This window comes from Geobacter sp. PheSNFMC (genome assembly GCF_059620965.1).
On the sequence record NZ_JCAMRN010000096.1, the window covers coordinates 1 to 11,574 of the forward strand.

Here is an 11,574-nt window from a genome sequence, read left to right on the forward strand (position 1 = left end):
CCGTGAACGTGCCCTGGCGGGAGCTGACAGCGGAGCAGCGCCAGTGGGTGATCGAGGGGGAGGGCTCCTGGGAGGACGGGCTCTGGTACGGTGTGCGACGCTTTTTCGACTGGCTCGAAACCAAGAGCTACAAGATGCACATCCGGGTCCTCCTCTCCAAGTACCGGGCCTACACCCTCTGCCCCGCCTGCGGGGGGGCGCGGCTCTCCCCCGATGCGCTCCTGTGGCGGCTCGGGACAAAGGATGAGGCCGACCGGGTCCTGCCGCCGGAAGCGCGGTTCCGCCCCCGGGGGCTGGCGTTGCCCGATGAGGTTCTACGCCACCTCCCCGGCCTCACCATCCACGATGTCATGCTCCTGCCCCTGGAACGCTGCTCGTCGTTTTTCGGCGGCCTGGCGCTGCCGGCCCCCCTGGACGAGGCGGCGGAGCTCCTTCTGCGGGAGATTCGCGCCCGCCTCGGCTACCTGGGGGAGGTGGGGCTCGGCTACCTCACCCTGGACCGCCAGTCGCGTACCCTGTCCGGGGGCGAGGTTCAGCGGATCAACCTGACCACGGCCCTGGGGACCTCCCTCGTCAATACCCTCTTCGTGCTGGATGAACCCTCCATCGGCCTCCACCCCCGGGACATGGGGCGGGTGATCGGCGTGCTGTGGCAGTTGCGGGACGCGGGCAACACCCTGCTGGTGGTGGAGCACGACCCCCAGGTGATGCTCGCCGCCGACCGGCTGCTGGACATGGGTCCGGGGCCGGGGGAGCGGGGGGGAGAGGTGGTTTTCTTTGGGACGCCGGGGGCGATCCTGGGGGAGAAGCGGTCGCTGACCGGCCAGTATCTGGCGGGGGAGCGACGGGTTGCAGAAAGTCCCCCTTTGCGAACGGCGGATTCAGGGGGATTTGAAGTGGGAACGAAATCCCCCCCGGCTCCCCTTTCGCAAAGGGGGGAGTCGACCGGCCACTCCGCCCTCGAAGTCCTCGGCGCCGCCGCTCACAACCTCACGGGGATCGACGTCCGCATTCCCCTGAACCGTCTCGTCTGCATCACCGGCGTTTCCGGCTCGGGCAAGTCGACCCTGGTGCAGGATGTGCTCCACCGGGGGCTTCTGAAGCTGAAAGGGAAACCGACCGAGCCGCCGGGGGCGCACACTGCCATCCGTGGTGCGGAGCTGATCGGCGACGTCGTATTGGTCGACCAGTCCCCCATCGGCAAAACGACGCGATCGAATCCGGCCAGCTACGTGGGGGCCTTCGACGCCATCCGCAAGCTCTTCGCCGCCGAGCCCCTGGCCAAGGAGCGGGGCTATACCACCGGCACGTTCAGCTTCAACGCCGGCACCGGCCGCTGCCCTTCCTGCGGCGGCAACGGCTTCGAGCACGTGGAGATGCAGTTCCTCTCCGACGTCTACCTGCGCTGCCCCGACTGCGACGGCCGTCGCTACCGGCCCGAGGTGCTGGAGGTGCGGCTCGTGCCGGGAGGGGGCGGGCGCCCCCTGTCCATCGCGGATGTGCTGGAGATGACCGTGACCGAGGCGGTGGCCTTCTTCGCCGATCAGCGGGAGGTGCTCCGGCGCCTGGAGCCCCTGGAGGCCGTGGGGCTCGGCTACCTCCGCCTGGGCCAGCCGGTGCCGACCCTTTCCGGCGGTGAGGCCCAGCGCCTGAAGCTCGCCGGCCACCTGGCCGAAGTGGGGGGACGGAAACGCACGGGGGCGGGGAACCTCTTCCTGTTCGACGAGCCCACCACCGGCCTCCATTTCGAGGACATCGCCCGGCTCCTGGCCGCCTTTCGCCGGCTGCTGGAGGCCGGGGACTCCCTGGTGGTGATCGAGCACAACCTGGACGTGATCAGCGCCGCGGACTGGCTGATCGACCTGGGCCCCGAGGGGGGCGATGCCGGGGGGCGGGTGGTCTGCGCCGGGACACCGGCCCAGGTGATGGCGTGCCCGGAAAGCCATACCGGTCGAGCCCTGCAGGAGTACGGGGAGGAACTGGCCGCCCTGGTGCGGGCATCGACGCAGCCGGCGGCGGAGGCGCTCCCCGCCGTGGTGCCGGACCGGTCCATCCGCATCGTCCATGCCCGGGAGCACAACCTGAAGAATGTCACCATCGCCGTGCCCCGTGACCGCTTCACGGTCATCACCGGCATCTCGGGGAGCGGCAAGTCCACTGTGGCCTTCGACATCCTCTTTGCCGAGGGGCAGCGGCGCTACCTGGAATCCCTCAACGCCTACGCCCGCCAGTTCGTCCAGCCCGCTGCCCGCCCCGACGTGGACGCGGTCCTCGGCATCCCGCCCACGGTGGCCATCGAGCAGCGGACGAGCCGGGGCGGGCGCAAGAGCACCGTGGCAACCATGACGGAGATCTACCACTTCCTCCGGCTCCTCTTTGTGAAGCTCGGGGTCCAGCACTGCCCCGACTGCGGCATTCCCATCACCCCCCAGACCCCGGACGCCATCGCGGCCCGGCTCCTGCGGGAGTTCAGGGGGAAGCGGGTGGCGCTCCTGGCAACGCTGGTAACGGCCCGGAAGGGGTACTACACCGACCTGGCCACGTGGGCCGCGGGCAAGGGCTTCACGCACCTGCGGGTGGATGGCGTCATGACCCCGGTGGAGCCCTGGCCACGCCTCGACCGGTTCCGGGAGCACGACATCGACCTGCCGGTGGGGGAGATCACCGTGTCGGCCAAAGGGGAGGGGGAACTGCGGCAGCTTCTCGACCGGGCCCTGGCCTTCGGCAAGGGGGTGGTGCGGGTGGCGGTGGCGCAAGCCGACGCCGGCAGCCAATCGAAAGCGGAGTTACTCTTTTCGACGCTCAGGGCCTGCACCTCCTGCGGCCAGAGCTTCCCCGAGCCCGACCCGCGCCTCTTCTCCTACAACTCCCGCCACGGCTGGTGCCCCCGTTGCTTCGGCACGGGGCTGGAGATTCCCGGCTTCGACGCGGAGCAGACCGGCGAGGAGATCTGGTGGAACGAGTGGTTCGAGGGGGATGAGCGGACCTGCTCCGCCTGCCGCGGCGCCCGGCTCAACCCCGAGGCCCTGGCGGTCCGTTTCCGAGACCGGAATATTGCCGAGCTGACGGCCCTCACCGTGATCCAGGCTGCCACCTTTATCGCCGAACTGGGTCTTGAGGGGCGGGAGGCGGCCATCGCCCGCGATATCGTGGCCGAGATCACGACGCGGCTTGCCTTCCTGGGCGAGGTGGGGCTCGGGTACCTGTCGCTCGATCGGGCGGCCCCGACCCTTTCCGGCGGCGAGGCCCAGCGGATCAGGCTGGCGGCCCAGCTGGGCTCGAACCTGCGGGGGGTCTGCTACATCCTGGACGAGCCCACCATCGGCCTCCACCCCCGGGACAACCGGATGCTGCTGGACACCCTGAGGAAGCTGGAGGGGAAGGGGAACACCATCGTGGTGGTGGAGCATGACGAGGAAACCATCCGCCGGGCCGAGCACGTCATCGACCTGGGCCCCGGCGCCGGGGTCAACGGCGGCCTGGTGGTGGCCGAAGGGACCCTGGACCAGATCATGGCGGCCCCGGACTCCCTCACGGGGCGCTACCTGGCCGAACCCCTGCGCCATCCCCTGGTGGAGCGGCGACCTGCGCCGACGCCGGAGGAACCGGCCATCCAGGTGCTGGGGGCCACCCTTCACAACCTGCGGGAGATCGACGTGTCCTTCCCGCTCCGGCGTCTGGTCTGCGTGACCGGCGTCTCGGGGAGCGGCAAGAGCACCCTGGTGCGCAACGTTCTCCACGCCGGGCTCCAGGGGCTTCTGGCCCACGGCAGGGGAGCCCATGCCGCCGCGGGGTGCCGGGAGATCCGGGGCTGGGACCAGCTCAGCCGCGTGCTGGAGGTGGACCAGACCCCCATCGGCAAGACGCCCCGCTCCTGCCCCGCCACCTACGTGGGGTTCTGGGACGCCATCCGGAAACTCTACGCCGGCACCACCGAGGCGCGGCTGCGGGGGTACGGCCCCTCCCGCTTTTCCTTCAACGTGAAGGGGGGGCGGTGCGACGAGTGCGAAGGGCAGGGGGTGAAGACCATCGAGATGAGCTTCCTCCCCGACGTGAAGGTGGCGTGCGAGGTGTGCGGGGGGCTGCGCTTCACCCCCGAGACCCTCATGGTCCGCCACCGGGGTAAATCCATTGGCGACCTCCTGGCCATGAGCGTGGACGAGGCAGTGGAATTCTTCGCCGCCCACCGGTCGATCCTCCACCCGCTCCAGCTCCTGCAGGACGTGGGGCTCGGCTACCTGACCCTGGGCCAGCAGAGCCCGACCCTTTCCGGCGGCGAGGCCCAGCGGATCAAGCTCGTTACCGAGCTGGCCAAGGCAAAGCCGGTGAAGGATGCGCTCCGGGCGCCCCGCACCGCCCCCCACTCCCTCTACATCCTGGACGAACCCACCATCGGCCTCCACATGGCCGACGTGGAGAAGCTGGTCCGGGTCCTGCACCGGCTGGTGGAGGCGGGGAACTCGGTCATTGTCATCGAGCACAACCTGGACGTGATCGCCGAGGCCGACTGGCTCATGGACCTGGGGCCCGAGGGGGGTGACGGCGGCGGGAGGATCGTGGCCCGGGGAACGCCGGAGGAAGTGGCCCGCATGGGGGATGTGTCCCATACGGGGAGGATTCTCGGGGAGTTTTTGCGGGAGCGGCGGCGCGCCGGTCCATCAGCGTAGCGGTAATGTCATGGGGAGGCCGGGCCGTCCGGCGGTTCCGCCCCCCTGTTTTTTCATGGTCAGGGAGGTGTGCGATGGATGTTCGGGTGATGCTGGTGGACGACGAGGCAATGGTCAGGGCCGCCGTGGAAGACATGTTCCGGGTGAAGGGGGGCGCCATCACGACCGCTGCCGGCGGCGAAGATTGCCTCGCCCAGCTTGAGGCGGGATTCCGGGGGGTCATCCTGATGGATGTGATGATGCCGCGCATGAATGGCTGGGCCACGATCCGCGAGATCGTGCGGCGGGGGCTCTACGAGGGGAACGTCATCATCATGCTCACGGGCATCGGGGAGCCGGACAGCCAGATGGAGGGGCTCCAGGAATATGTCAGCGATTTCCTGGCCAAACCCATCGACCCCCGGCATCTGTACGAGGCCGTCCAGCACTACCGCCTGCTCCTGGCGGAGGAAGCCGCTCCCCATGTTTAACGGCAATATCGTTGTCATCGGAGTTTCCACAGGCGGCCCCATCACCCTCAAGACGCTGTTTTCCACGCTGCCCCGGCTGGAAGCCGCCGTTATCGTGGTTCTTCACATCCAGCCCGGCATGGACGAGCGGGTGGCCCTGAGCCTGGCCAAGGTGTCCGTCATGCCGGTCAGCCTGGCCAAAGACGGTGAATACCTCCGGACGGGCCATGTCTACCTGGCCCCGGGCGGATGCCATCTGGCCCTGGAGGGAAACCGCCGGATCATGCTGGTCAGCGGCCCACGGGTGAACTATGTCCAGCCGTCCGCCGACGTGACCATGAAATCGCTGCAGCGGTCCCGCAGCAACGTGTTCGTGGGGATCGTGCTCACCGGCATGGGGAACGACGGGGCCGAGGGGATCCGTCACATCAAGTCGATCGGGGGGATCACCATCGCCCAGGACCGGGAAACGGCGTCGGTGTACGGGATGCCCCGCTCCGCCATCGCCACCGGGGCGGTGGATTACGTGCTCCCCGACGTGAAGATGGGCAAGCTGATCGAACGTCTGGTGAACGGGGAGTAGCGGTCAGGGCCGCTTGAGCGAGGGGCTTGCCGGCCTCGGGGAGGCAGGCCGGTGTCGGTCATGGGGTTCCCGCCTCCTCATCGCCCATCTCCTCTTCCAGGGTCTCCGGGTCTTCGTCCGCCTCCAGGCGCCCCATGGCCTCATCGAATGCCGGGCCCAGGTTCATGCCCGTGGCCTCCTGGAATTTCCGCATGAAGCGGGCCATCTGGCGCGGATCATCCTCGTTCAGTCCCTCCATTTCGTCGGCAAGGCTCCTCATGGCCCGTTCCAACTGTTCCTCGTCCAGGTCGGGCATCCCGTCCAGGGGCTCGTCCGGCCGGTTCCGGGATATGGCGAAGCGCGATACCCGCCGGTCGAGCCCCGGTCGGCCGCACCGGGGGCAGGCCGGGCTCGCCGTGGTGTCCACCCGCCGGGCAAGGAAGTTGAAAACGGTATGGCAGTCGGCACAGTAGAATTCGTAGACCGGCATGACGGGCCTCCTGGTTGCGGGCTCCATGATCGCCCAGCACGAACGCTAATGATTTCCGGCCGCCAGATCAAGGGGGCATGAATGGCCAATCCGGTGGTATACTTAACGAAGAGGACGATGCCTGGAAGGGAGGTTTGCCATGACCATCGAGACGATCAAAGCATGGTGCACGGTGGAAGAGGCCGTAGCGAAGTTCGGCGTGGAGCGGGCGAAGCTCCTGGGATGGGTGGAGGACGGGCTCGTCCGGGCCGAGGAGGAAAAGGGCAAGGTGGTCCGGCTCAACATGGACGATGTGGAGTTGAAGGTTGAGGAGATGACCGGCCTCTGAAGCCGGTGGTCCGGTCCGGCAGCATAGAGAAGGGGCGCCGTCCTCCCGGGAGCGGCGCCCCTCGTGCGTTGGGCCGGAGCAGGCTACACCGCCAGGTCGATCTGCTGCACGGTGCCGACAAATCCCTTCCCGCCCACGAAGATGCCGGTGCTTCGCACCGAGCCGAGGAGTTGGTTGTCGCCGTCTTTCAGGTCGAAGGGGGTCGATTGGTTGCCGAGATAGATGGCCCCGATCCCGGCCCGGGCCAGGCCGGTCAGGGTGCCGGCCGAGGTGGCGGATGCGCCGGTCCATACCGTGAGCTGGCTGAAGACGGCGTCCCGCTCGTCGATCCAGCCATTGCCGTCATCGTCGTAGGCGGCCAGTTCGGCGAATCCCTCGCCGGTGGTGGGGCCGAAGAGTTCGCTCCCGTTGTTCACGACGCCGTCGCCGTTGCGGTCCAGGGCCAGGTAGCCGCTGCCGGAGCCCAGGGAGGCGATCCGGTCCGCGGTGCCGTCCGCATCCAGGTCGAAGGAGAAACGGAGATCAGTCAGTTCCGCTGCCGTGCCGTTGAAATTGATGACCAGGGGGTCCTTTTTCACCGCATCGCCCGCTCTCAGGCTCACGCTTGTTTCGCTGAAGTGCTCGCGCTCCATGAGCATTCCCAGGTCGAAGCGGATTTCCTGGCCGTCGGCGGTCCGGATCACTCCCGACGCGGCAAAGGCGGTGCTTTCGAATTCGTAGCGCGATTCGTAGAAATCGTACTCGATGCCGAAGCCGGCTCGCCCGTCATCCCCGGTGCCGGCCGGGGCGGTTCCTTTTCCGTCAGTCGCGTTGGCGGCCTTTTTCGCCTCTTCCATGTCGAAGACCCTGATCGAGCGGCCGGTCAATTGTTCGATCAGGTCTTTCAGCAGTCGCAGGCGGGGCTCCAGGGTGTCCTCGGCGCAGCCGCACCCCGTTTCTTCGGTATCTTCCGCGGCCTGCTTCTTCTCCGCGTTGCGGGCATGCGCCTCCGCCGCCCTGCTTCGCTCCGAGAGATCGACCCGGTCCGGGCCGAGGCCGATCCCCCGCCCTTCTCCTTCGAAATCCGGCCGTTCGTCGCCGACCCACATCTTCAGCGACTCCTTCCGCTCGTACCGTTCGATGGATACGCGGCTGCTGCCCATGGTGACGTCCGATCCCGCAATGACCATCCCTGCCTCCTTTCGTCCCTGGGGCGCGGCTGCCTGCCGCGCCGTTCCGTTCCCGCCGCCCGTCCGGGCCTGCCGAAACCCTGTCCCGCTCCCTGGCATACTGCCTCGCATTGAACGTATCGGACAAATGCCGCCGGACTTGAGAAATCATTTACGGGGCGGTATGGTACGGTACACTTGAATGGCCGCTGCCGTCCTGACGCGCACGGCTGCGGGGAGGGCACATGGAACAGTTGAGCGTACAGGGGCTCGTGCGGCTCATGGGGGCAGGGGCAAATCTGGTGTGCGTGGTGACCGACAACGAGCGGCGCACCGAGGCCATCGTGGGGCAGGCGACGGCCCGGCTCAAGGGGGCGGGTTCACCGCTGGTCTGGACCTGCACCGACGGCTTCACCCGCGACGGCACGGTGGTGCCCGGCACCGTGGACCCCGTGGCGGCCCTGGATCATGCCTTGGCTCACCCGGCACCGCTGATGATCCTGTTCAAGGACCTTTCCTGGTTCTGGAGCGACAATCCCTACGTCATCCGCAAGCTGAAGGAATTCGCCGTCCGTGCCCGGGGGAAGGCGGCCGTGGTCCTGGCCAGGGACGAGTCGGTGCCGGCGGAGCTGCGGGAGGATATCGTCGTGCTCGGCCAGGGCCTGCCGGGGATCGGGGAGATCACCGCGTTCCTGGAGCAGCTCAAGGGACGCGAGCCGGTGCTGGCCGCGGCTTGCTCCGGCCATCCCGGGCTTATGGATCACCTGGTGGTGGCGGCCCAGGGGCTCGACCTCGTCGACATCGAGCGGGGCGTGCGGGCCCTGCGGAACGTCCCCGATGCTGCCGGTCACGAGATGGTGCGCTCCTTGTTCGAGACCAAGCAGGCCGTGATCCGCCGCAGCGGCATCATGGAGTTCGTGGCCAACGATACCGCGCCGGAGCAGGTGGGGGGGATGGAGAACCTGAAGGCCTGGATGGAGCGGCGCGAGCGGGCCTTCGGCCTGGAGAGCATCGCCTCGGGCGCGGCCCTGCCCAAGGGAATCCTCATGATGGGGATTGCCGGCTGCGGCAAGTCCCTGTTCGTGAAGGCCATTGCGGCCCGGTGGCGGCTGCCGCTCATCAGGCTCGACATGGCCGCGGTCTACGACGGCAGTTTCGGCACCCCTGAATCGAGCCTGCGCAAGGCATTCCGCACCGCCGAGGCCGTTGCCCCCTGCGTGCTCTGGATCGACGAGATCGAATCGGGGATCTCCGTGCAGGGGTTCAAGGCCGAGGGCGGGCCGGCATCGCGGCTGCTGGGGTCATTCCTCACCTGGATGCAGGAGAAGAGGGCGCCCGTCTTCGTGGCGGCCACGGCCAATGCCATCGAAATGCTGCCGGCCGAGATCATCCGCAAGGGGCGCTTCGACGAGATCTTCTACGTGGGGCTCCCGGACGCCGGCGCCCGGGAGGATATCTTCCGCATTCACCTGGCACGGCAGAAGGCGGATAGTGCGCGGTTCGACGTGCCGCTCCTGGCCGGCTCCACCAAGGGGTTCTCCGGCGCCGAGATCGAACAGGCGGTGCTCTCCGCCGCCTTCGAGGCCCGGGCGGACCGGCGCACCCTGACCCAGCAGGACGTCATCGTTACCGTGAGCCGCACCGTGCCGCTCTCGGTCACCATGGCCGAGCAGATCAAGAAGATCGAGGCGTGGGCCTTCAAGCGGGCCGTGCCGGCGGCGGGCAAGTTCTAATCTTCAATTTCGGGGCGTTTCATGCTTTCAGGCATCTCCGGCAACGTGCTCATCCTGGGGATGGTCAGCTTTCTGACCGACGTCTCCAGTGAGATGATCTATCCGCTGCTCCCCCTCTTCCTGACCACCGTGCTCGGGGCAGGCCCTGCGTTTCTCGGGGTGATCGAAGGGGTGGCCGAATCGACCGCGGCGCTGCTGAAGCTCGTCTCCGGCATCGTGTCCGACCGGACCAGAAGCCGCAAGGGGCTGGTCCTGGCCGGGTACGCCCTGTCGAGCCTGGCACGTCCCCTGGTGGCCGCGGCCACGGGGCCGGCCGCGGTGCTGGCCGTCCGTTTCGCCGACCGGGTGGGGAAGGGGGTGCGGACCTCGCCCCGGGATGCCCTCATCGCCGATTCATCCGATTCCACGGTCCGGGGGAAGGCCTACGGCTTTCACCGGGCCATGGACCATGCCGGAGCCCTCGTGGGGCCCCTGCTCGCCACCCTGCTCCTGGCCGGCGCCGCCCTGGACCTGCGGACCGTGTTCTGGCTCTCGGCCGTGCCGGGGCTCCTGGCCGTGCTCCTCATCATCCTGCGGGTCCGCGACGTGGAGCGGAAACGGACCAGCGACGGAAGCATTCTGGGGGCGGTGCCCCGGGGCGGGCTCCGCCGGTACCTGGCCGTCCTCGTCCTGTTCACGCTGGGCAATTCCTCCGATGCCTTCCTGCTGCTGCGGGCGGGCCAGTTGGGGGTTCCACCGGCGCGCATCCCGCTGCTGTGGGCCTTCTTCCACCTGGTGAAGATGCTGGCGTCCACCCCCTTCGGCGCCCTGTCGGACCGGATCGGCCGCAGGCGGGTCATCGTTGCCGGCTGGGCAGTCTACGCCCTCTCCTACCTGGGGTTTGCCGCAGCCGCATCCGAGCCGGCCTGCTGGCTGCTCTTCGCCGTCTACGGCACCTTCTACGGCATGACCGAAGGGACCGAAAAGGCGTTCGTGGCCGATCTCGTCCCCGCCGAGGCCCGGGGCGGCGCCTTCGGCTGGTACCATTTCGCCGTGGGCGTGGGGGCGCTGCCGGCCAGCGTGCTCTTCGGCCTGATCTGGGAGAGGGCCGGGCAGGGGGCGGCATTCCTTTTTGGCGCGGGGCTGGCTGCCCTGGCGGCGGTCCTGCTGCTCGCCCTGGTGAGGGAGGCTCTGCCTGAGGAGCGGAATTCGCGGGCCTTCTGACCGCGCACCCCGCTTGACAACGGGCGCGGGCAATCTATCATGTTCAAATATTCAGATGCACTTCCCGCATGGCATCGCGGAAGGCACAATTCAACTGGAAACGAGGTCCCGACATGAAACATTCGATCGCAGTAGTCGCCGCCGTGGTGGCGGTTGGTCTGTCGTTCGGCGTGGCGTCCGCAAAGGGTAAAGGCGACAAGGACCTGAAGCGCGGCGAAGAACTGTTCAAGCAGCACTGTGCCGTGTGCCATCCCGAGGGGGGCAATATCGTGAATCCCCAGAAGCCCCTTGGCAAAGAGGCCCTGAAGGCCAACAAGATCACGTCCTGGAAGGATATCGTCAAGACCATGAGGAATCCGGGGCCGGGCATGAGCGCCTTCGATGCCAAGGCGATCCCTGACAAGGATGCCAAGCTCGTGGCCGAGTATATCCTCAAGACCTTCAAGTAACCGGGAAGCCAGGGAAAGGATACTGACATGACGATCACCGGACGTCTGCTGTCAGCCGTCGCTGCCCTTGCGTTGACGGCGGGAAGCGTGCTGGCCGCCGAGTGGGTGGTGCTCGACGAAGACCCCATGCTCTCCACCTTCTACTATGACTCGTCCTCTGTGAGCCGGGACAAGGAGGGGATGGTGTCCGTCTGGACCAGGGCCATCTATTCCGAGGAGGGCAAGGCCGACGCCCTCGACACCATGGGCAATCCTCCGGCGTTCAAGGACCTGAGCCATACCCACTTCCTCTACACCATCGACTGCCAGGCAGCGAAATCCCGCCTGGAAAAGGTCATCCACTTCGACGACAAGGCTGAACCCATCAAAGAGTACAACCTCTCGGGCAAGACCGACTGGGAGGCGATCGATGAATTCACCCGCCTGGGGCTTCTACAGGAAGCCGTCTGCCGATAGCTGACAACGGAAGCGGAGCCGGCCTGTCCGGGCCGGCTCCGCTTCGCGCCTCTTCCGTAGCTTCCCCCCTCACTTCGTGGTCCGCTTTC

At 67.6% G+C, this 11,574-nt stretch carries 10 protein-coding genes and 1 tRNA gene; 8 read left to right on the forward strand and 3 right to left on the reverse strand.

The genetic code is table 11. The features are described 5' to 3' along the window. Positions 1-876: 876 nt before the first annotated feature. Positions 877-969: transfer RNA gene (locus tag AC6CDK_RS16740), tRNA-Arg, on the reverse strand. Between the two features lie 1,373 nt (positions 970-2,342). Between AC6CDK_RS16740 and uvrA the strand changes: the two genes are divergently transcribed. The 3 genes from uvrA (at position 2,343) to AC6CDK_RS16755 (ending at position 5,699) form a co-directional block, all read left to right on the forward strand. Continuing rightward, entirely contained in the window at positions 2,343-4,667 is a 2,325-nt protein-coding gene (uvrA, locus tag AC6CDK_RS16745; RefSeq protein ID WP_496639925.1) for an excinuclease ABC subunit UvrA, read from the forward strand. Between the two features lie 74 nt (positions 4,668-4,741). Then, positions 4,742-5,137 carry a response regulator gene (locus tag AC6CDK_RS16750; protein ID WP_039643175.1) on the forward strand — a complete coding sequence of 132 codons (396 nt, stop codon included), beginning with the start codon at positions 4,742-4,744 and terminating at the stop codon, positions 5,135-5,137. Then, on the forward strand, positions 5,130-5,699 hold the full coding sequence (locus AC6CDK_RS16755; protein ID WP_039643176.1) for a CheB methylesterase domain-containing protein: 570 nt from the start codon (positions 5,130-5,132) through the stop codon (positions 5,697-5,699). The genes AC6CDK_RS16750 and AC6CDK_RS16755 overlap by 8 nt, the downstream gene beginning before the upstream one ends. Before the next feature lie 58 nt (positions 5,700-5,757). On the opposite strand, the gene AC6CDK_RS16760 is transcribed toward AC6CDK_RS16755, so the two are convergent. After that, on the reverse strand, positions 5,758-6,168 hold the full coding sequence (locus AC6CDK_RS16760) for an FmdB family zinc ribbon protein (protein ID WP_226048390.1): 411 nt from the start codon (positions 6,166-6,168) through the stop codon (positions 5,758-5,760). Between the two features lie 139 nt (positions 6,169-6,307). Here AC6CDK_RS16760 and AC6CDK_RS16765 point away from each other — a divergent pair, with 139 nt between their 5' ends. Then, the gene (locus AC6CDK_RS16765; protein ID WP_010943376.1) at positions 6,308-6,496 is read left to right on the forward strand and encodes a hypothetical protein; all 189 of its coding nucleotides are present in this window, start codon (positions 6,308-6,310) and stop codon (positions 6,494-6,496) included. 83 nt (positions 6,497-6,579) lie between these two features. Here the strand turns inward: AC6CDK_RS16765 and AC6CDK_RS16770 are convergent, their stop codons facing one another. Next, positions 6,580-7,665 (reverse strand): SPM autocatalytic domain-containing protein, encoded by a 1,086-nt coding sequence (locus AC6CDK_RS16770; RefSeq protein WP_066357072.1) that lies wholly within the window; start codon positions 7,663-7,665, stop codon positions 6,580-6,582. A gap of 224 nt (positions 7,666-7,889) precedes the next feature. Here AC6CDK_RS16770 and AC6CDK_RS16775 point away from each other — a divergent pair, with 224 nt between their 5' ends. From AC6CDK_RS16775 to AC6CDK_RS16790, 4 genes are all read left to right on the forward strand, one after another. Next, positions 7,890-9,377: an AAA family ATPase gene (locus AC6CDK_RS16775; RefSeq protein WP_039643182.1), complete on the forward strand. Its 1,488-nt coding sequence runs from the start codon at positions 7,890-7,892 to the stop codon at positions 9,375-9,377. A gap of 21 nt (positions 9,378-9,398) precedes the next feature. Beyond that, on the forward strand, positions 9,399-10,580 hold the full coding sequence (locus AC6CDK_RS16780; RefSeq protein WP_066357075.1) for an MFS transporter: 1,182 nt from the start codon (positions 9,399-9,401) through the stop codon (positions 10,578-10,580). Between the two features lie 113 nt (positions 10,581-10,693). Further along, the gene (locus tag AC6CDK_RS16785; protein WP_039643186.1) at positions 10,694-11,029 is read left to right on the forward strand and encodes a c-type cytochrome; all 336 of its coding nucleotides are present in this window, start codon (positions 10,694-10,696) and stop codon (positions 11,027-11,029) included. 27 nt (positions 11,030-11,056) lie between these two features. Beyond that, on the forward strand, positions 11,057-11,485 hold the full coding sequence (locus AC6CDK_RS16790) for a surface-adhesin E family protein (protein WP_192905561.1): 429 nt from the start codon (positions 11,057-11,059) through the stop codon (positions 11,483-11,485). Positions 11,486-11,574 lie beyond the last annotated feature (89 nt).